At 40.6% G+C, this 20,726-nt stretch carries 17 protein-coding genes; 12 read left to right on the plus strand and 5 right to left on the minus strand.

Going from position 1 to position 20,726, the window contains the following annotated elements; genetic code table 11:
• Nucleotides 1-234: 234 nt before the first annotated feature.
• The 4 genes from asnC to SJ2017_RS03570 form a co-directional block, all read right to left on the minus strand.
• Entirely contained in the window at nt 235-696 is a 462-nt protein-coding gene (gene asnC / locus SJ2017_RS03555) for a transcriptional regulator AsnC (protein ID WP_055022683.1), read from the minus strand.
• 360 nt (nt 697-1,056) lie between these two features.
• A complete protein-coding gene (rluA, locus tag SJ2017_RS03560; protein ID WP_055022682.1) occupies nt 1,057-1,734 on the minus strand; it encodes a bifunctional tRNA pseudouridine(32) synthase/23S rRNA pseudouridine(746) synthase RluA in 678 nt (225 codons plus the stop codon).
• A 128-nt stretch (nt 1,735-1,862) separates the two neighbouring features.
• Nucleotides 1,863-2,153, minus strand: a complete 291-nt coding sequence (locus SJ2017_RS03565; protein ID WP_055022681.1) for a hypothetical protein — start codon at nt 2,151-2,153, stop codon at nt 1,863-1,865.
• Nucleotides 2,154-2,189: 36 nt separating this feature from the next.
• Nucleotides 2,190-2,609, minus strand: coding sequence for a hypothetical protein (locus tag SJ2017_RS03570; RefSeq protein ID WP_080914887.1), 420 nt, complete (start codon nt 2,607-2,609; stop codon nt 2,190-2,192).
• Between the two features lie 188 nt (nt 2,610-2,797).
• Between SJ2017_RS03570 and SJ2017_RS03575 the strand changes: the two genes are divergently transcribed.
• Nucleotides 2,798-3,787 (plus strand): 2-hydroxyacid dehydrogenase, encoded by a 990-nt coding sequence (locus tag SJ2017_RS03575; protein ID WP_055022679.1) that lies wholly within the window; start codon nt 2,798-2,800, stop codon nt 3,785-3,787.
• 98 nt (nt 3,788-3,885) lie between these two features.
• Entirely contained in the window at nt 3,886-4,623 is a 738-nt protein-coding gene (locus SJ2017_RS03580) for a dienelactone hydrolase family protein (RefSeq protein ID WP_055022678.1), read from the plus strand.
• Between the two features lie 104 nt (nt 4,624-4,727).
• Here SJ2017_RS03580 and SJ2017_RS03585 read toward each other — a convergent pair whose 3' ends face one another.
• The gene (locus SJ2017_RS03585; RefSeq protein ID WP_080914888.1) at nt 4,728-5,285 is read right to left on the minus strand and encodes a mechanosensitive ion channel domain-containing protein; all 558 of its coding nucleotides are present in this window, start codon (nt 5,283-5,285) and stop codon (nt 4,728-4,730) included.
• A 150-nt stretch (nt 5,286-5,435) separates the two neighbouring features.
• Between SJ2017_RS03585 and SJ2017_RS03590 the strand changes: the two genes are divergently transcribed.
• The 10 genes from SJ2017_RS03590 to SJ2017_RS03635 all read left to right on the plus strand — a co-directional run bounded on the left by SJ2017_RS03590 (nt 5,436) and on the right by SJ2017_RS03635 (nt 20,673).
• Nucleotides 5,436-6,179, plus strand: coding sequence for a spermidine synthase (locus tag SJ2017_RS03590; protein WP_055022676.1), 744 nt, complete (start codon nt 5,436-5,438; stop codon nt 6,177-6,179).
• Nucleotides 6,180-6,359: 180 nt separating this feature from the next.
• Nucleotides 6,360-6,929, plus strand: coding sequence for an alkyl hydroperoxide reductase subunit C (gene ahpC, locus SJ2017_RS03595; RefSeq protein ID WP_055022675.1), 570 nt, complete (start codon nt 6,360-6,362; stop codon nt 6,927-6,929).
• Nucleotides 6,930-7,133: 204 nt separating this feature from the next.
• On the plus strand, nt 7,134-8,741 hold the full coding sequence (ahpF, locus tag SJ2017_RS03600; protein ID WP_080914889.1) for an alkyl hydroperoxide reductase subunit F: 1,608 nt from the start codon (nt 7,134-7,136) through the stop codon (nt 8,739-8,741).
• A gap of 261 nt (nt 8,742-9,002) precedes the next feature.
• Nucleotides 9,003-10,112 (plus strand): GGDEF domain-containing protein, encoded by a 1,110-nt coding sequence (locus SJ2017_RS03605; protein ID WP_080914890.1) that lies wholly within the window; start codon nt 9,003-9,005, stop codon nt 10,110-10,112.
• 195 nt (nt 10,113-10,307) lie between these two features.
• On the plus strand, nt 10,308-11,927 hold the full coding sequence (locus tag SJ2017_RS03610; RefSeq protein WP_065109794.1) for a methyl-accepting chemotaxis protein: 1,620 nt from the start codon (nt 10,308-10,310) through the stop codon (nt 11,925-11,927).
• 440 nt (nt 11,928-12,367) lie between these two features.
• The gene (locus SJ2017_RS03615) at nt 12,368-16,045 is read left to right on the plus strand and encodes an ATP-binding protein (protein ID WP_080914891.1); all 3,678 of its coding nucleotides are present in this window, start codon (nt 12,368-12,370) and stop codon (nt 16,043-16,045) included.
• Nucleotides 16,045-16,734: a hypothetical protein gene (locus tag SJ2017_RS03620; protein ID WP_225442170.1), complete on the plus strand. Its 690-nt coding sequence runs from the start codon at nt 16,045-16,047 to the stop codon at nt 16,732-16,734. The genes SJ2017_RS03615 and SJ2017_RS03620 overlap by 1 nt, the downstream gene beginning before the upstream one ends.
• Nucleotides 16,731-17,951 (plus strand): phosphoenolpyruvate carboxylase, encoded by a 1,221-nt coding sequence (locus SJ2017_RS03625; RefSeq protein ID WP_080914892.1) that lies wholly within the window; start codon nt 16,731-16,733, stop codon nt 17,949-17,951. Before SJ2017_RS03620 ends, SJ2017_RS03625 begins: the two co-directional genes overlap by 4 nt.
• A gap of 592 nt (nt 17,952-18,543) precedes the next feature.
• Entirely contained in the window at nt 18,544-19,788 is a 1,245-nt protein-coding gene (locus tag SJ2017_RS03630) for a dicarboxylate/amino acid:cation symporter (protein WP_080914893.1), read from the plus strand.
• A 129-nt stretch (nt 19,789-19,917) separates the two neighbouring features.
• Nucleotides 19,918-20,673 (plus strand): thioredoxin family protein, encoded by a 756-nt coding sequence (locus SJ2017_RS03635; protein WP_080914894.1) that lies wholly within the window; start codon nt 19,918-19,920, stop codon nt 20,671-20,673.
• Nucleotides 20,674-20,726 lie beyond the last annotated feature (53 nt).

Here is a 20,726-nt window from a genome sequence, read left to right on the forward strand (position 1 = left end):
CATTGACCACGTCCAAGCATGTGTAGGGTAGAGACTAGGTCGGTGGTAATGCTGTTTTATAATTTTGTTTATAATGCGTATGGCGCATTCTTCGATGCACTCTACGACTTTTTAACACAAAACTTTAACAAAGGTAACCAAAGGTGTTACAAATTTGCAAAATTATTATGAATTTTAACTATCTCTTAAGTGGTATATCATTATTAAGTAAGTTATAAGCCATTATTTTTTGGACTAAGGCTTAACACCACGAACAATAGGGTTTTGTAGGCTGATTAATGTTTCTGTTGATTGAATTTCATCAATTGACTGGATGCGATTGATTAAAACATGCTGTAATCCATCGATAGACTGGCACATTACCTTTACAAAAACACTGTAATTACCAGTGGTATAATATGCCTCAACAACTTCCTCAAGGGCATTTAACTTTGATATGGCAGCAGGATAATCACCTGCACTTTTTAAATTGATACCAATAAAACAGCAAACGTCATAGCCTAAAGCTTTAGGATCTACTGTTATCCTTGCTCCAGTAATAATGCCTGCTTGTTTCATTTTTTCTACTCGGACATGAATCGTCCCTGCACTGACGGCAAATCGTTTCGCCAGTTCAGCAAAAGGGGTGCGGGCTTCTTCCATCAATGCTTCAAGAATTTGATTATCGAGCTGATCTCTTTGAAATGGGGTTTCCATATTAAAATGCCTAATTTAGTTACAATTAATTATTAATTTAAGGCTAAATATACATAAATGCCATCAAAAACTTCTCATGAAGTCATTTTGATGAATACCCCTCCTATGATTAAGTGGCTTCCGAGGAGGTGAGTTTGAATATGACTATCGACAACTATCTAGACATAAGTTTTTAAGATAACGACGTAGAGTAAGTCATTAAGATAAGTAAGCTGGAAAACTAAGTATGAGAACTCAGTAATAGACCTAAGTAAAAGAAACAAGCAAGTAACAATAAGGGGAACCATAGCAATAGCAAGTGCAACAATCTATGATTGAGTACTCGATAATATCTCGGTTTTATCGCTAATTAAGCCCTAATTATTGATCATTAATAGGTTCTATAAATGGCACTTCGGCTTTAAAGGTTAATGCTTGCTGATGATACGGATGATTAAACGAAAGTTCTGCAGCATGCAGTAGTAATCGTGTTGATAATCTTTTGGCGAGTGGATCAGCGTAAAAACCATCACCTAAAATGACATGGCCTATTGCCATCATATGAATTCTTAGTTGATGAGAGCGACCTGTAATGGGCGTGAGTTTAACTAAGGTAGATTGTTTGGCGTAACTGATGACTTCTACATAGGTTAATGAGGGCTTACCTAACTTATGGTCCACTTTTTGTTTCGGGCGATTTGGCCAGTCGCAAATCAGCGGGTAATCCACTTGCTTAATCGCAGGATTCACATGGCCCGCAACTCTTGCGTAATAGGTTTTGGCCGTTTCTCTATCTCGAAACTGACGTTTTAACTCACGCTCTGCATTACGGCGCAGTGCAACGACAATAACCCCAGATGTGGCCATATCTAAGCGATGTACAATTTGTGCATTGGGGTGCTTCTCAAGCACACGGCTATATATGCTGTCATGGTATTGAGCTTCTCTTCCAGGAATAGATAACAATCCTGAAGGCTTATTCAGTACGATAATGTCTTTATCTTCGTGAATGATATCAAGCCAAGGATCGGTTGGAGGAAGGTAAATGAAATCTGCCATGGTAAGCCTTTAACGTAAATGCGCGGCAAAGATACCTTTGCCGCCATATTTGTGCAAGTTGTTCTCGCTACCTTTGTGGCTAAATGACAATTTCAGCCTTTACTTAAATCAAATCGTTAAATTTTGTATTAAGAAAAAGCGTTGCCATTAACGTGCATAATGGTAAAAGTCCAAACAACAAAAGCGAGAGGAACATGAACCAAGGCATAAAAGCTTTGATCTAATCGAGACATACCTTGAGCATTCCAGATTAAATACACATGCGCGATGAGTACTAAAGGAAATAATGACAGTAGCGGATAGAGGGCAAACGGGCTCGCATCAGCAAAAATACTGTGACTAAACAGTGCCCAAAAAACCATAAAACTGGTGGTTAGCGGCGGTGCAGCTAACCGATATTGTTCTGGATAAGGAAACATCCTATAACCTTAATAGTAACAAAAGATACTACTAGATTAACCTTTAATTTCCTTTTTGCCATGTATTACTTTTCGATGGACCACAGAATAATGTCTAAGCCCAGCAGGTCCATGAGATACCACAACTGATAACAGCACAATAAAGATAGTGATCTCAGGCTTCCAATTTGCCATTGGGATAAATAGCAACAAGAGTAAAATTTTACAGATGGTTAATACGCCTTTTAATTGAATTAACCAGCGCCAATCGCGAATAACTTCCCAAGCAAACAGGGCAGCACCACTGGACATTGCTATGATCCAATAGTTAAGCCACTCACTTTGCTCTATACCCAGTAGCAGACCGCCACCGGCACCGACGACACCAACAATATGCAAGGCGCGTAAACTGGTTTTTCCGAGGCGTTGGATCCAAAATTGAAATTCTGATACTTCTTGTTGCTGCTTTTTAGACATAGAAAATACGTAATTGGTCAGTTATTGACGTATCAGCTTAACAAATTCATTTCGAATGAATAGCGATCTATAGCAAACTCTAAATTATTGCTATGCTGATGTGATAAAAATGCGCAACCTTGATATCCGATTTACTTATTTGATTTCAAGTATAAGCCGTTGTAACGCTTTCTATTAAGGACAATGACATGAAAATTGGCTTCTTCAGTGCCAAAAATTACGATATTCAGCACTTTGATGCAATCAACCAAGATTTTGGTGCAACCATTGAATATTTCGATTATCGACTTTGCATGCAAAACGTTAAATTGGCTGATGGTTTTGAAGTGGTGTGCGCATTTGTTAACGACTCATTGTGCGAAGAAGTGTTAGTAGAGCTGGCTAAAGGTGGCACAAAAATTATCGCAATGCGCTGCGCCGGATTTAATAATGTGGATTTAGATGCAGCGCATCGATTAGGGATCACTGTCGTCAACGTACCAGCTTATTCTCCCGAGTCGGTTGCAGAGCATACTATTGCGATTATGCTGACATTGAACCGGAAAATACATAAAGCATACCAACGCACTCGTGACGCCAACTTTGCCCTATCGGGTTTGGTGGGTTTTAACATGCATGGCAAAACCGTCGGTGTTATTGGCACAGGGAAAATAGGCATTGCTACGATTAAGATTTTGCTTGGTTTTGGCTGTAAGGTGATTGCTTACGATCCATATCCTAATCAGCAAGTGATTGATTTAGGAGTTAACTATACCAGTCTCGATGAATTGTACCCTCAATGTGACATCATCAGTTTGCACTGCCCATTGACTGAAGATAATCATCATATGCTGTGTACTCAAAGTTTTCATAAAATGAAAACTGGGGTCATGGTGGTTAATACTTCACGTGGTGGATTGTTAAATGCAATCGATGCCATGGAAGCGCTAAAAGAGGGGCAACTTGGTGCATTAGGTTTGGATGTTTATGAAAATGAAAAAGAACTCTTTTTTCAAGATAAGTCCAACGAAATAATTCAAGATGATGTTTTTAGACGGCTGTCAGCCTGTCACAATGTTATCTTCACTGGTCATCAAGCGTTTTTAACTGATGAGGCGCTTAATGCAATTGCCTCGACAACCTTAAAAAATGTCACCGACTTACTCTCAGGGCAGCATTCAGCAAACGAGTTAAATTAGATCGTAAGCAAACATGGTGAGGCTCATTATTTTAGGTAATGCTCAACGTTTACACATGTTAATAAAACCAGCACTCAGACTGACTAAAAAGAGGGAATATGATAATCACCAAGGAAGTTCATGATATTGACACTCCAACAGGCGTGATGCGCACCTACGTTTATCGCCCAGATGTCGCAGGACAGTTCTCGACAATTATTTTTTACTCTGAAATTTTTCAGCAAACAGCACCTATAGCTCGCAGTGCAGCAATACTTGCTGGGCACGGATTTGTCGTGCTAGTTCCTGAGGTTTTTCACGAGTTAAACCCGATTGGTACCGTGCTCGATTATGATGATATTGGTAAAGATAAAGGCAATGCGGATAAATTTGCAAAGCCCTTAGAACATCATGATAGTGATACGCAAGCAATGGTGGATTTTGCTCGTAGCCAAGCCTATTGCACCAGTAAAGTCGCTGCTATGGGAGTGTGTATCGGAGGGCATTTAGCATATAGAGCAGCGCTGAATGCGGATATCAGTGGCGCTTTTTGCTTGTATCCCACAGACATACATTCCAATACCTTACCGTGTGAAGCATTGAATGATTCACTTACCCGCACGGGGGATATTGCTGGTGAGGTGGCCTTGGTGTTTGGCAAGCAAGATCCTCACGTGTCTAGTGAAGGGCGTAAAGTGATTTACCAAAAGCTTGAGCAAGAAGGCGTGAGTTTTAGCTGGCAAGAAGTCAATGCTCAGCATGCGTTTATGCGTGATGAAGGTGAACGTTATGATGCGGCACTGGCATTGCAAATGTATTTACAAGCTGTGGCATTTTTTCAGCGCTTATTAAATTAACCCGATACACAGATGCGATAGCACTCGTGAAGTTAGCTTAATTAATGAATGCGCTATGGGAGCTCCCCCATGTGGCGCATTTTTTATTAGGGCAATGTGTAAAGCTAATCAGGCGTGATATCTTCATCGACATATTGAGAGGCGTTTTTCTCTGTAGATGAGTTTGATTCCTTCACTGTTTTAGGTATTTTTATGACTGCCTTTTGTAGCATAAGGTTATTCGGGTAAGTCATCATATCGCCTTGATCGCGTTTAATTATCACATGAAATAAACTGATTTCGACAATCACCCCTGTCATATCTTCATCTTTATCCACGATTTTTATCTTATCGCCAATTCGATACGGAAATGCAAAGAAAATCAGTACCCCTGCAGTAATGTTGCTTAACATTGACCATTGGGCAAATAACGCAACCCCCAAAACGGCAAAGGCAGATGAAACAAATAACGAGACTTCTTGGTACCCCAATCCTAATGACACAGCCATAATGGATGCAGTAATAAAAAAGAGTAGGTAAGTTAATAGTCTTGTCACTAAACGGCTGCGTACTTCATTGACCTGTTTTTTCTTGGCTTGTTGGCTGATAAATTGCTTCAGCTGTTGCTGTATAAAGATAAATACAGCAATGCAAATAGCGCAAATTAGGATTTGAATTGTCATAGTGGCTCACTTTAATGCGTCAAGTTCCGACTTATTTAAGCTAAGTTTGAAGTCAAGATGATGTGAGTTTGAATTTATCCTGTAAACTGTCTTTCTTGCAACCAAATTCGTCAGGTTGAAATTAGCTGACGGTATACCAGAGTCAGTTCCATGTCAGATTATCAGCAGTTACATCATATTAGTGATGAGATCGGCCCTATCTATGTCTTAGAAGACAATGAATGTCGAATTTTGTCCTTTGGTGACAATGACGAACAAAGTAAAATCCTTAAAGCCCAGCCCCATATTCCACAGCATACCTATATTCAAGCGATGTTAGCAGTATTGCTTTTTAGCCAACCTAAAAGTGCAATCATATTAGGTTTAGGTGGCGGTGGGTTAATTCATGCTTTACGCCGTTATGATGCAGCCATAAAATTGACCGCTGTTGAACTGCGTTCACCTGTTATTGATATTGCTAAACGATTTTTCCAGTTGCCAATTGGCAAAAAGTTGAATTTGGTTCATCAAGATGGCACCGCATTTCTTGCTGAAGGTAATCATAAACGTGTAGATATTATTTTCGCGGATATGTACATAGAGCAAGGAGTCGATGAAAAACAACTTACAGTGGAGTTTATTGCCCATTGTCATCAAAGCTTAAAAACTGACGGGTTTTTGGTACTCAATTGCTGGAAAGAGCATAGCAAAAGTGAACTATTAAAGCAGACATTGTCTATGCACTTTGCAAATGTTTATGCCACATTAACCGGTGGTGGCAATTGGGTTGTGTATGCTAGTAAGCAGCCACACTCTTTTGGTAGTGCAGTCAATAAGCAACATGTGCAGCAATTATCCAAACAGCTTGATTATCCAGTTGGACGGGCGCTAACACGTTTTACCCAATGGGAATAAGCAAGTTTAATATCAGTGATTCGGAAAATCCGATAACCCAAGTCTTTTATCTGTCTTTGTTCTAAAAAACCGATTAGGGTGATAGTTTTTACCCGTTATATTTAATTTTAAAGACTCGCTATTATCTATTCCATCAAACGGATACAGCGACACACTTAATTAAATTATCGGAGTAACACAATGACTCAATCAATTATCAATTCTACAATCAAGCCATTTTCAGCTACTGCATTTCACAATGGCGAATTTGTACCAGTGACTGAGCAAGACCTACTAGGTAAATGGTCAGTAGTATTCTTTTACCCTGCTGATTTTACTTTCGTATGTCCTACTGAATTAGGCGACATGGCAGACCATTACGCTAAGCTACAAGAAATGGGCGTTGAAGTTTACTCAGTATCTACTGACACTCACTTCACTCACAAAGCATGGCACGCAAGCTCAGACACTATCGGCAAAATCAACTACCCAATGATTGGTGACCCAACTGGTGCAATCACGCGTAATTTCGGTGTGATGATTGAAGAAGACGGTTTAGCACTTCGCGGTACATTCGTAATGAACCCAGAAGGCGAAATCAAAGTTGCTGAAGTACATGACCTAGGTATTGGTCGTAGCGCATCAGAGCTAGTACGTAAAATTCAAGCTGCTCAGTACGTAGCAACACACGACGGCGAAGTTTGTCCAGCAGCATGGCAGCCAGGTGAAGAAACACTTGCTCCATCAATTGACTTAGTCGGTAAAATCTAAGCTTACAGACTTAATACGTCACAATGGCTTACTCATCTCATCATCTGAGTAAGCCATATTGCTAACAAAGGTTAGCAAGCCTGTTTCAAATCATCTCCGGTCAATCTTAGGCATCCCGATTTCTGTGTGATTCATCACCATGCAGAGATACTAAGATTGACAATTTTTTTGCTCAATCTCATTTTATTTTCCAGGAGCACACGTATGTTAGATACGAATATTAAAAATCAACTGAATACCTACCTGCAAAACCTCAAGCGCCCAGTTGAACTTGTCGTGTCAGCAGATGCAAGCTCTAAGTCTCAAGAGTTGTTATCACTTGCTCAAGATATTGAAGGTTTATCATCTTTAGTGAGTTTACAGCAGCAAACGTCGGATAGAACGCCGTCAATGAGCATTAAAAATCCACAAAATGGATCAAATATTACCTTTGCTGGTTTACCAATGGGGCATGAATTTACCTCTTTAGTGCTTGCGTTACTGCACTCTGGTGGTCATCCGATCAAATTAGATGCGGATGTGATCGAACAGATCCGAAACTTACCTGGTGAATTCCATTTCGAAACCTATGTGTCGTTGAGCTGTCAGACTTGTCCTGAAGTGGTGCAAGCGTTGAATATGATGGCTGCGATCAACCCAAATATTACTAATGTGATGATTGATGGCGCATTATTTCAAGATGAAATTAATGACCGCAATATCATGTCTGTGCCCACAGTGTATATGAATGGAGAGCCGTTCTCTGTTGGCGCGATTTCTGTTGTAGAAATCTTAAACAAGTTAGATGTAAATGCAGTAGCAAGAAAAGCTGAACAGTTAAATAACAAAGAATCGTTTGATGTTTTAGTTGTTGGTGGTGGCCCTGCTGGCGCGTCAGCTGCGATATATGCAGCGCGCAAAGGACTTCGCACTGGCGTAGTTGCTGATAAGTTTGGTGGTCAAGTGGCTGAAACTGTTGGCATTGAAAACTTTATTTCAGTGTCTAAAACAGAAGGCCCTAAGCTGGTGGCTAACCTTGAAGCACACGTTAAAGATTATGATGTCGATATCATGGATAATCAACGTGCTTTGTCATTAAAGTCGGGTAAACAATTTGAACTAGAACTTGAAAGTGGCGCTAAGCTAACAAGTAAAACCATTTTATTAGCAACGGGTGCACGCTGGCGTGAAATGAATGTACCTGGTGAGCAAGAATATCGCGGTAGTGGTGTAGCTTATTGTCCACATTGTGATGGCCCATTATTTAAAGGTAAGCGTGTTGCAGTGATTGGCGGTGGTAATTCCGGCATTGAAGCCGCTATTGACTTAGCTGGCATCGTTGAACATGTCACCGTACTTGAATTTGACGCTAGTTTACGTGCTGATGAAGTCTTGCAGCGTAAAGCTAATTCAATGGGCAACATTGACATTATTACTCAAGCAATGACCACTGAAGTTTTGGGTGACGGTAAGCGTGTAACGGGTCTTACGTATACTGACCGCAGCACAAACGAATCTCATAATGTTGAACTCGCGGGTATTTTTGTTCAAATTGGTTTAGTACCCAATACAGAGTGGCTAACCGATACCGTAGACTTAACTCCGCGTGGTGAGATTATTGTTGATGGTAAAGGTGAGACATCTATTCCCGGAGTATTTGCAGCTGGCGATGTGACTAACTCAGCTTACAAGCAAATTATCATTGCGATGGGAAGTGGTGCAACAGCATCATTAGGGGCATTCGATTACTTGATTCGTCATAGTGATGAAGCAGGTAACGCAACTGATGATACTGTTGAGAAAGCATTGAACTCTGATACCGTTGCTGCATAAGTCACCTCCACAAACCAGGCGATAGCCTTTAGGTTACTTTAGCAAATATCGAAAAAGTAAAAGCAGCTAACTTTGTTAGCTGTTTTTTTGTTTGGCGAGCAAATTTAGCGTTAACAGTGAAGTGACTAAACCAAGTGGCAATACTATGTAAGCTATTGTTGTTTAAGTTCAAGTGCTGGTTGAATTAAAAGCAAAAAGCATGTCGCAACAGGTGTGAAAGTCGCTATAATCAATTGAGATATCCTCATGCATAAGTGAAAGATGCAAAAAACAACCCCGACATTTGAGCAACAGTTACACTTTGAAACCCAGCAATACCTTGCCAAAGGGTGCCGTTGGTTAAGTGTACTGAGCTTTATTTTAGCGGTTGTGATTGGCATTACTCGATTGTTGAATATTCCAGAGCTAAATTTCACCTTCACACTGATTAGTATCCTGCCATTAGCATTGGTATCGCTTTACGGCGCAATGCGCGATTTTTCTCTTCCTTCGTCGCAAAAGATAAATGACTACGGCCGCTTCTATCGTTATATATTGGCGTTAATTTTATGTTGGATCACAGTCTGTAACTGGTTGATATTATCAGCACCATTTGCTCAGGGAAAAGTAGAATCAATATTGCATTTAATGATGTTTGCTTTATCTATCGCATTTTTCCCCGTCCGTCGTTTATTGCTTTTTGCTGTACTCATCATGTCGACTTATATGGCATCGGTGAGAATTTTCTTTTTTGCTGATGAGTTGTTTTTCCCAATCATGAAAATGTTGAGCTTTCTTGGGATTGTCATTTCAGGTCAGCAAGTCATTGAAAAATGGTTTAGGAAGTCGATTTTTAAAGATGTTGAAAATCAACGTTTAGTGAATGAACTCAATCAATTAGCGTTAACAGACAGTTTGACCAAGCTGAGTAATCGACGTTATTTTGATGCGATGTTAACCAAAGAAATTCAGCATTGCGAGCGAAGTGGCTCGGCCATGTCAATCATTCTAATGGATATAGACTTCTTTAAAAAACTCAATGACTACTCAGGCCATCAGCGTGGTGACGAATGCTTGATTGAGCTGGCAAAGTTATTAAAACATCAGATTAAAAGGCCGAGAGATGTTTGTGCTCGTTATGGCGGAGAAGAGTTTATTGTGTTGCTTCCAGAAACCGATATAGCAGGCGCAGTTGAAGTCGCTAATAATATTAAGTTACGCCTTAACCAATTAGCATTTCAGCACCCAGACTCTTTGGTGAGCGAGTATGTCACTGTCTCTCAAGGGGCTGCGCAATGGCAACCAGGGATCAATGCAGAACAATTAATCAAGCAAGCTGATGATAAGCTTTACGAAGTTAAAGCGACGACTCGAAATAATATTGCTTATTAACTTTAGCAATTTGCCGAGTGGCCGATATACAAATTGTAACGTATTTGTCGTTAATAGCAGTATAAAAGGATTTTAACGCGTTTTAGCAAGGTAAGCTGCGATAAATAATATGGTCACTTTAAAGTGTCAGCGCAGTTTATTTATACGTGTTTTATTAAGGCAAATATCCTTTTACGAGTGCTTTGGGGGCAATAAATGAATTGGTTTAGCAACATGTCAATCTTCAAGAAAGTCGGCTTGATTTTCGTACTTTCTGTCATCATCTTTGCCGTCAATTTAACGATCAGTATTATTTCGATTAATAAGAACAACGATGCAATGACGTTCATGCAAGACAAAGTCTCGCAGCGTGTTGAGCTTGCCAATCAAAATGTTATTTATGTTCAAAGGCTTGATGAACTTTATACTCAAGCGGTGTCATTTTCTGATGAAGACTTGATTGATAACGCCAATAAAACATACCAATCTCTGCAAAAAAACATTAATAGCCTTATTAGTCTCGACAGTGAACAGTCGAGTAATTTGTCATTACTTAATAAAGAACTAAATCAATATAATGAGGTGACCTTTGACCTTGCTAAAGGCATGGTTGATAACACGATTGACATGAGCAAAGTCGGCCAGATTATTGCTACTAAAACCCAAGTTTATGACAAATTAATGGTAGGTATTCAGCAATATAAAGCGGACAAAGTTACCGAGTTTAATTATACGATTCAAGAGTCGGTTAGCCATTCAGAAACCGGTTTAATGCTGACGTTATCTATTGGTTTGTCTTTACTATTATTAATGGCTATTGCAACTATCTCTATTGCTAAATCGTTAAGTAGCTCTGCGGGTAATTTAGCTAACTCGCTTGGTGAATTAGCCGATGGTAAAGGTGATTTACGTCATCAACTTGATGTCACAGGGCGCGATGAACTAGGCCAAGTCTCGACCAACTTTAACCGTTTTTTACGTTTACTTGCCGATGCGATTCAGCAAGTGGTAAGCGTTACAGCGCCATTACTACAAAGCGCAGAGTCATTAAAAGAGCGAATGGGTATTGCGACTCAAGCAACAGAAAAGCAAAGTCTAGATGCCAAAACAGTGCAGCACTCAATGGAAGAAATGGGCTTATCTGTTAATGAAATTTCTCAAAGCGCCCAACAGGCAGCAGAAGCGGCTGATAGTGCAGAGCGTGAAGCCACAAACGGCCTAGCTGTGGTGGCAAGTACGATTAATATTTCTCAAGAGCTTAATGCAGAAATTGAAATCGCTTCAGAGTCGATTAATGAATTAGCCAAAGACACTGAAAGTGTAAATTCAATTCTCAATGTCATTACCTCCATTGCAGAACAAACAAACTTATTGGCGCTTAATGCCGCGATTGAAGCTGCACGAGCGGGTGAGCAAGGCCGAGGTTTTGCGGTTGTAGCGGATGAAGTTCGGGCTTTAGCCTCTAAAACTGCAGATGCCACTAAAGAAATTCGTGAAGTTCTGTCTCGCTTAAAAGGCGCGGCAGAATCATCAGTTACAACGATGGATGTTGCTATTGGTAAAGCGTCTGATAATGAAAAACATGCCCGTGAAACCGGTGATGTTTTAAAGTCTATTCAAGAACAGATTGTGAATATCAATACCATGAATACACACATAGCAGCGGCAACAGAGCAGCAATCTGCAGTAGCAGCGCAAGTTAGCCATAACGTTGTTGAAATGAATGCTTCATTTGTTCAAACATTAGAGATTTTAGCCGAAGTACAAGATGTGTCTGATGGGTTGTTAGATTTCTCTGACGAGCTGAATAATGCCACCTCTCAGTTTAAGCTTTAATGTGCTTTCTAAGTTTATGTCTGAGGTATGTGACTTAGCCTTATACCTTAAGGGTGTTTCTTAGCCTTTTTCACTGGATATGTTCAAACTTTAACTAAACATTGGCACATTAAATTAATGAAAAAACCACCTCTTAGGTGGTTTTTTTGTGGCTGTAGTTAGCGGTTTTTCGGTTGCAGCTTTTACTTGGTAGTGAGTTAACACCTTAAAACGCCAAAACCTGCTCACAATTGTATGTTGATTAAGCAAATTATACTTCAACTGCTGCTTTGTTAAGCGCTGTTTTGAGTTATGTTAGCGTATCATTTAGGCCAATTTAATCAGCGAAATTGCTTCACGCATCGCTTTGATTTAACTTATTAGCATAAGAAAATTGCTCACAACAATAACCGTGATAAAACGAGTTTTTGCTTTCGCAGATAGTGCGTAAAAGGATCCCAATGCCAAGCTTGATCAGAATCGTATTAATCAATACCCATTTACCGGGTGTCGTTGAATTGCAACTTGCTGGACATGCCAATATTTGTGGTACCAATGCATCAGGTAAAACGACATTACAACGACTGGTACCTGTATTTTATGGTGAGTACCCAAGTCGGGTCGTTCCGTCGACTAGGGATAGCTTTGAGCGTTGGTATTTGCCTCATGATTCAAGCTACATCATTTACGAATATCAAAAGAGCGATGGCAAGCTATACCAAGCGATTATGGCTTCTGCTGGTGATGGTAAAGGGGTTAATTACCGGTTTATTGCCAAAGGCTTTGAGTTAGATGATTACGTAAAATCACGTAATGGCGACACCATTATTTGTCATACCATGGCTGAACTTGGTCGTGAAATGAAGCGTGCCCAAGTGACTCACACTCATTTGCTAAATACCCGAGAGTATCGAGCCATTATTCAACATGATCGTAGCTTACTCACCACAGGCGGCAATAAAGGCGAGCTGCGCACTTATGGGCATCAATTCTCCTTATGTGATAGCGAATACTCACTACGTCATATTGAAAAACTCGCTAAAGCGGTGCATTCCAAAGAAGGAAAAATGGAAACCGTTAAGTCGATGGTAGCGGCGATTCTAGAGGAAGATGGCGTTAACCCGCCCACATCACGTTTAAACCCTCAGCGAGTTGAAAGTTGGATCCGTGAAAGCCAGTTAGTACAAGGTTTTGAACAAATTCGCCCAGAGTTTGAAAAACTAGAGCAAGAGTTTAATCAATTACTCAGTGCTGAACTTCGTTTAGGCAGTTTAGCCAAAGGTTATCGCGCAGATGAAACCTTTGAGGCAGAAAGACAAGAGTTAAGTCAAAACGAGTCTAAAGATGCCAGCTTACAACTACGCATGTTAGATGAAGAGTGGAAAGAAGCAAGGGACGAAATAAGCCAAGAGTTATCATTTGCACAAGGTGATACTCGCAAGTATGAGGCTGAGCTTGATGCAATTGAGGATCAATATGAAGGTTTCTTAAATGCCAATATTGAACAAGCTAAAGCCGATTTAGACAGTTTAGATAATTGGCGTAGTGATTTAGAAAATCTAACAGAGCGTCATAAACTGCAAACTGAAAAGCATCAAGATATTGAAGCAGCTTACAGTAGTCGACGTAGCAAGATAGCAGAGCAGCTTCATCGTGAGCTTGAAACGCTCCACGAAGAACAAGATGAACTGCGTGAAAACCGTGATGCTCAACGTGAGGCCGCTTCAGAAGATTTAGCTAATCTTGAAAATGTTTGGCGTGAAAAAACTGATGCGGGTAAAGCGACATTTGCGGAACAAGAATATCAACTTAAATTGACTCGTGGTGAACTTAGCCATCAAGTTGACGGTGTGACGTACACTGAAGAAGAAAAAACCACGTTAGCCATTTTTGATGAGCGCATTAGCCGTGCAGATGAAGAACAAGAAATCTGTAATCAAAAGGTCGATCGCTTATCCATAGACGAACGTAAATTACGTGCTAAACGCGATCAAGTGAGTGAAGCGCTGCGGATTGCGAGTGTCAGAGTGAATGAACGTTTAGCTGATGTTGATGATGTTAAAGGGATATTATTCCCGCAGTCACACACGTTACTTGAGTTTTTACGTAAAGAGTCTCCAGGTTGGGAGCAAAGCTTTGGTAAAGTGATAGCACCTGAGTTGCTTCATCGCACCGACTTACATCCTACTGTGGCAGGCAGTAGCGATGACGCGCTATTTGGTATTGGGCTTGATTTAAAGGCGATAGATGTCCCTGATTATGCCGCGTCCGAGCAAGATTTACGCTTACGGTTAACCAAAGCAGAAGAGGCTTTATCTCAAGCTGAAGAGCTAAAGGTTGAACATGAAGATCAGCTTGTTATGATTAATGATGAGTTAGATAACCTCAGCAAAGAACTGACTTTTGCACGAACGGCTTATAAAAATAGCCGTGAAGATGTCAGACGTTTATTTGATGAAAAACGTAGCACTCAGACTCAAATTAACCAAGCGTTAGCAGATAGAAAAGCCCATGCAGCCAAACGATTAGTGCAGCTTGATAATGAGCTCAAGCAGCAACATAACCAGCATCTAGAGTGGCTAGATGAGCAAAAAGACCAAGCGCTTGAAGCTCGAATGGAAAAAAATGCTTATTGGCAAGATGTTATCGGAGCATTAGACAATCAGCTCGCACAAATCAAAACCAATATTGAAACCCGTCGCAGCAATGCTAAACAAGAGCAAAAAGCCTGTGATACTTGGTATAAAAATGAGCTTAAATCTCGTGGGGTTGATGAAGCTGCAATTGTGGCGCTTAAAGGGAAAATACGAGAACTAGAAGCGCAAATCAGCCATGCTGAAAAACGTCGCAGTGATGTATTGCGTTACGATCATTGGTATCAAAATGCCTGGCTTGTCAGCAAGCCAAAGTTGCAAACAGACTTATCTAAAGTAAAACAAGCCGTGCTTGAACTCGAGCAACAACTTGCGAATAAAACGGCTGAAGTTAAACAGCGCAAACAGCAGCTAGAGACGGTTAAAAAAGCCTCTGATGCAGCACAAGTTGACGCATCAGAGAACTTAACGAAATTGCGTGCAGTGATGCGTAAACTCGCTGAGCTTAAATTACCTAAAAGTAAAGAAGAAGCTGATGGCAGCATTGGTGAACGTTTAAGACAAGGTGAAGAGTTACTTTTACAACGTGACTATCTTCTAGGTTCAGTGAAGCAATATGTTGAACATTTTGATTCCGTTATTGCCAGTAAATCTGGTTCAAGCCTCGCTGAGTTTTGGGAGCGTGCTCGTGATGAGTCTAGCTTTACCAACGATAAAGGTATTCGATTACTGGATTACCGTAAGTTAGTGCCCCAACTTGAACAATTATTAAATGTGATGGTACCGCAATCACTTATGGCGATTCGTGAACAAGGACGAATTTTTGGTATCGACTTAACCGCTTACTACGATGTATTAGCTGATATCGATAGACGTATTGCTTCACAAAGTGCTCGCATTACCCGTGAAGTCGGTGAAGAGTTATTCCTTGATGGGGTATCTGAATCGGCAGTTAAGATTCGTTCTCGCATTAGTGAGTTAGAGTTCTGGCCTGAACTGGAAGTGTTTGTGAAAGCCTTTAAGCAATGGAAAGCAGATGGTTTCAGTCAATTACCTGATGAGCACTACACATCAAGCATGCGTCGTGCGCTAGATATTATTGGTCGTGCAGCGCTTTCGGGCGGTATTGCCAAGCTATTAGAAATTGAGCTGCGCTTAAAAGAAGGTAACAGCGATTTAGTTATACGTACTGATAGACAGCTTAATGAGTCTTCTAGTCACGGTATGGCGTATCTCATTCTGTGTAAGTTCCTGCTCGCATTTACTCGCTTATTACGTGGTAAAGCGGATGTCACGATTCATTGGCCTATTGATGAGCTGGGTACTCTGCATCATACCAATGTGAAAAAAATCTTTGATGCCTGTGTGAATAACAATATTAGCGTATTAGGGGCTTTCCCGAATCCGGAGTCTGAAGTACTTAATCTGTTTGCTAACCGATACATCATTAATAAACAAACCCGCAAATTGCAGGTGGTGAAACCGAAAAGCAATCCACTGGCTGAGCGATTAAGTCAGCGTGCCAATAATAAGGAGGCGATCTAATGTCTGAATCAATGCAATCACCTTTGTCTTCTAAAAGCGTAGCGCCTTCAGAAACCACCTTGGTCGGAACCGGCATGCTTATCGAGCAATTATTGCGTGGTGAGTTTATCTGTCGCACCACAAATGAAGATGGTTGGCGTGCTTTAAAAAGCCCGCATACCTTTGAGAAAATTGAACAGTATTTAAATCAAATTAATCGTACGATTTCTTCGGCAGCTGAAGGAGATGTCTTTTTTTGTGGTTATCAGCAGTTAGGCGAGCAAGAAAAGAAAGTGATTTCTAGCCAATTTAAGGATATTTGCTCAGCGCTGGTGCCATTAGTTGAGTGGCTGGTTTTAGTTCAAGAAAGCAGTGGTCAAGATGCTCCTTTAAGTGAAGGTGCACCGATCCGTTTGACTGAGCTTCAAGCGCGTATTGAAGACACCCCAGCTTTTATGGAGCAATTGGCTAAGCTAAGTCATTATCGATTGTTTGGCTCCACCAGTCACAATGTTGATAATCAAATAAAGCTGGTATTTAAGCGTTTAGTTGAACTAGGTTATTTAGTTAAACCCAACAGTGAAAAGCAAATTTACATTGCCACAGGTAAGCTTGATTATTTATACGAAGTGATCCGCTTTATTGATGAAACAGAAGGATTAAGCCTTGAAGCTCAAGCTGAAACTGCGACACAAAGGGATTTAGTATGAGTAATAATTTACATCAAGCAGGGGTTAAGCTGCTAAAACAGTTAAGCCGTCATGCTGATGTGGTTATGGATGCCTATTTAGCGGGTTCTGTCAGTGAAACAACGCATGACGTTGCTGTGATAGAAAAGCTAAAAAAGAGTGGTATTTTATGGCGACCAGAACCCGATGAGGCCTTACGCCTTAAGCGTTCAGTGAGAGCATTACTGGAAGAAGCGTTGAGCGATGAGCGCAATCGTCAGATTGATGCCAATGTTGGCTCAGCGTTTAGTACGATTAAAACGTTAGCCGATCATTATAAAGAAGCACGGCATAATATTGATTATAGTGCTGCTGAGGCTTACTTAGCCGATTTAAGTGAACATGTTTATAGCTTCACCGATAGCCTAAGATATTCTATTAGGGTGCTGTGGAGCCGCATTAATAACGAGTTCGGTTATGTTGGCAGTATTAGTGCAAAAATTCGTGAGAATGAACTTGCACAAAGCCAAGTGTCTGAGTTGCTTAATGGATTGGAAATGTTCCAGTTCAGTGAATTGAGTGACATTGCAGGTGATATTCGAGAGTTAAGACGACTGCTTGTCACTAACTTGCAAGAAACACTGAGCCAATGCACTCAAGAAATTAGCGCTGTTCAAGGGCGATTACTTGAATTGCTAGGTCGGTTTAGGCAAATTCAGGGTCGTACTCGTCTGCTTAAAGGCTTTTTGTTACATACTGATCTGCATCCAGATTACCAGCCTGAAAACCACGTCGCTCATAAGCACGTGCCAAACTTATTCAACTGCGCCGACGCAATGATTAAGCCTGCCAGTGTTGACGTTAATAACAGTCAGCACGAACTTGTGTTATTAGATGTGGTATCTAAAGTAAAAGCCATTAGTCGTGACTTATTGCCAACAAAAGTACGTGAGCACAATGTGGCAACGACCATGAGTGATGTAGAAGATTTCGACATCCCTGATAACCCGCTTAAACTGGCTGTGGATCAATACTTTTGTGAAGTCATCGATTCAGGTCTGCGACAGTCAGCGCTAGAGTATCTTCATGTCAATAAGCTCGAATGGGAAGCTGAAAACTGGTTATATCAGGTGATTGGCGGTTATGAAGGTTTACCAGATGAGCATAAGGTTTACTTTGAACTTGAACCGATTGGTGAGCCTGACCCAATCTATAACGGTAACTTTATGATCCATGATGTAGAGCTGTGGCTGGCCTAATCCCGTTATCGGCTCGTTTGATAACATGTTTTTGTATTTAGTGTATGCCTATCGAGTGTGTTAGATAGCCTAGAAAGCGATCATTGAATTAAAGCAGTTGACTAACCTCAACTGCTTTTTTGTTTTCATGTATTTCCAAAGAGAAATGTAACTAGAGTCTACCTGGTTGTTACAACTTGACCTCTTTTCGTTTTCTTTGTGTTAACTTATATTTCGATTTGATTTAGCAACATATATTACCCATGTGATGCACTATGGGGTGAAGTCGAAATATTAACCCGTATACTAGTGACTTTAACTTTTCAGTCTTTTAAACACGATATGTTTAGCTGTTAAAGGGATGTGTTTTGGTGAGCAAAACTGGCTTTGACTCTTAAATGATTAATTTTTTAGTGTAAGGCCTTTAAAATCAGCTGGTTAATTATAGTTGTAAATCTGCCGTTTCAATGGGAGTAACAACTTATTGATCTCTAACATTGAAATGTATTGCAACTTGTTTCAGTATCGTGGTCGCTAAAATAATTAAAACAATTTTATTGTCGTTTTTAGGTGTTTGCTTCTGAAGTCGGCTTGAACTAGGAATACAACAATCATGGTTAAATCATTATCAACTCGAATTTTTATCGGGTTATTCTTAGGGGTATTTCTCGGAAGTATCGTCCAATTTGCGCTAAATGATGTAGCGTTCTTTTCTGGGACATTAGTCGACATTGCATCGGGCATCGGAAAGATGTTCGTCAATATGATCATGATGCTTGTTGTGCCTTTGGTGTTTGTGAGTATTGTTTGCGGTGTCTGTGAACTGCAAGATTTAAAAAGCTTTGGCAGGCTTGGTGGTAAAACATTTGGTTTTTATATCATCAATACCCTAGTGGCTATCACAGCAGCATTTGCCGTTGCTATGCTCATAGAGCCTGGTAAAGGGATCGACATGACAAGCAATGTCGATGTGGCCATTACAGCGACTGAATTACCCAACTTAATGACGCTTATCGTGAATATCGTGCCGAATAACCCGTTCTCGGCATTTACTTCGGGCAATATGCTTCAGGTTATCTTTATGGCGCTGCTACTTGGCGGCGTGATTAAATCATTAGGTGAAATTGCCAAAGGTGCTGTAAAAGGCTTTCAAACTGCAAATATTATTATGATGCGTTTGATTTCTGTTGTGATGAACTTGGCTCCTATTGGTGTGTTTGCGTTGATGTTCAAGTTAGGGGCAACGTTAGAGCCAGAAATTTTCTTCAGTGTTGTGCAGTATTTATTACTCATTTTAGGGCTATTGTTGCTGTGGATTTTTGTGGTTTACCCATTCGCAGTCAGCTTCTTCACGCAAGTGACTGCCAAGCAGTTTCGTGAGAAAACCCGCGAGCAAATCTTATTCTCGTTATCAACCGCAAGCTCAAATGCCACGATTCCGGTTACTATGCGAACCTTGACTGATAAGCTTGGTGTTAATCGTGCCGTTGCTGGTTTTGGCGTGCCGCTTGGTGCAACGATGAATATGGGCGGCGTATCGATTTATATTACTATCGCGATTTTCTTTGTGGCGAATGCCTTTGGCATGCCAATCAGTGGCGAGCAAATCCCAGCATTATTGTTCAGTGTGTTTTTACTGTCAGTGGGCGCTGGTGGTGTTCCAGGTGGCGGGATGGTCATGATTGGTGTGCTTATTCATCAGATGGGCTTACCTGTTGAAGCCTTTGCGATTGTTGCTGCTCTTGACCGTATCATTGATATGGTACTGACTTCATGTAACGTAGTAGGTGATACTGCGGTATTAACTATCGTTGATCAAACTGAGAAGCCGCATCAATTAGAAGCTGAAAAAGCTTAATGTGATGAGTCGATTCACTATTAAATGAATTAGTTCTTTTAATAAGCTAGATAAGGGTCTGCATTTGCAGGCCTTTTTTGTATATGCTGATAAGGTAAATCAGTATCACTGACCAAAAGGGAGCGTTAAGTGAGATTAGCAATTGGAATATTATTAATACCATTGATGTTATTGATGGGCTGTCAGTCAACAGAGCACCATGCTGAAGCATTGCCGCAATATACATTTATCGCACACGATAATGATCTGCAAAGAGTTGAGTTAGCTCAGTCAAAGGCTTTAGAGCAAGGAAAGTTATTGTTAGTTGTGATGGGAGCACAGTGGTGTCATGACAGCAGAGGTCTGGCGGGTAACTTTTCAGACCAAACAATGCAGCCTATTTTAATCTCACGTTTTGAAACCGTATTCGTCGATGTGGCATATTTTGACGATATGCATAGCTTACCGCAAAAGTATGGTTATCCCGCTTACTTTGGCACACCAACTGTGATGGTTATTGAACCGAAAACGGGGCAGTTGCTTAATGAGGCAGGTTTATCAAAATGGCAAAGCGCTGACAGTGTTCCGTTAGATGAATATATCGATTTTTTCTCAACCATCGGCACTCAGCCTGTTGAATCATTACCAACATCACCGCAACTAGATGAGTTCATTGATGCTAATGTGGCCCACTTAAAGCAAGGTTTTGATTATCTACGTCCAATATGGGCTGCGGTGAGAAATGGTAACGCTGGCGATTCAAAAGAGCTTCAAGCGGTTGCGACAGAAGTGTGGCAATACAGAACGCAGTTGCAAAAAGATATTATAGCAATGAAGCAAGAGCTGGCAGCTAACCCGCAAACAGCGCTGGCTTTTCCTGAATATGGTAAATTCAGTTGGGAATAGGGAATCGTTGAGTCAACGTATAAGTTTGAGTCGATGGCTTAATAAAAAAACCG

The organism is Shewanella japonica, assembly GCF_002075795.1.
Taxonomy (GTDB): domain Bacteria; phylum Pseudomonadota; class Gammaproteobacteria; order Enterobacterales; family Shewanellaceae; genus Shewanella; species Shewanella japonica.

Coding starts and splice junctions, on each gene's coding strand:
- SJ2017_RS03590 (WP_055022676.1), top strand. CDS start 5,436: ATGTCAGATTATCAGCAGTTACATCATATTAGTGATGAGATCGGCCCT.
- SJ2017_RS03625 (WP_080914892.1), top strand. CDS start 16,731: ATGAGTAATAATTTACATCAAGCAGGGGTTAAGCTGCTAAAACAGTTA.
- SJ2017_RS03580 (WP_055022678.1), top strand. CDS start 3,886: ATGATAATCACCAAGGAAGTTCATGATATTGACACTCCAACAGGCGTG.
- SJ2017_RS03575 (WP_055022679.1), top strand. CDS start 2,798: ATGAAAATTGGCTTCTTCAGTGCCAAAAATTACGATATTCAGCACTTT.
- SJ2017_RS03605 (WP_080914890.1), top strand. CDS start 9,003: ATGCAAAAAACAACCCCGACATTTGAGCAACAGTTACACTTTGAAACC.
- SJ2017_RS03585 (WP_080914888.1), bottom strand. CDS start 5,285: ATGACAATTCAAATCCTAATTTGCGCTATTTGCATTGCTGTATTTATC.
- SJ2017_RS03630 (WP_080914893.1), top strand. CDS start 18,544: ATGGTTAAATCATTATCAACTCGAATTTTTATCGGGTTATTCTTAGGG.
- SJ2017_RS03620 (WP_225442170.1), top strand. CDS start 16,045: ATGTCTGAATCAATGCAATCACCTTTGTCTTCTAAAAGCGTAGCGCCT.
- SJ2017_RS03615 (WP_080914891.1), top strand. CDS start 12,368: ATGCCAAGCTTGATCAGAATCGTATTAATCAATACCCATTTACCGGGT.
- asnC (WP_055022683.1), bottom strand. CDS start 696: ATGGAAACCCCATTTCAAAGAGATCAGCTCGATAATCAAATTCTTGAA.
- ahpC (WP_055022675.1), top strand. CDS start 6,360: ATGACTCAATCAATTATCAATTCTACAATCAAGCCATTTTCAGCTACT.
- ahpF (WP_080914889.1), top strand. CDS start 7,134: ATGTTAGATACGAATATTAAAAATCAACTGAATACCTACCTGCAAAAC.
- SJ2017_RS03610 (WP_065109794.1), top strand. CDS start 10,308: ATGAATTGGTTTAGCAACATGTCAATCTTCAAGAAAGTCGGCTTGATT.
- rluA (WP_055022682.1), bottom strand. CDS start 1,734: ATGGCAGATTTCATTTACCTTCCTCCAACCGATCCTTGGCTTGATATC.
- SJ2017_RS03570 (WP_080914887.1), bottom strand. CDS start 2,609: ATGTCTAAAAAGCAGCAACAAGAAGTATCAGAATTTCAATTTTGGATC.
- SJ2017_RS03565 (WP_055022681.1), bottom strand. CDS start 2,153: ATGTTTCCTTATCCAGAACAATATCGGTTAGCTGCACCGCCGCTAACC.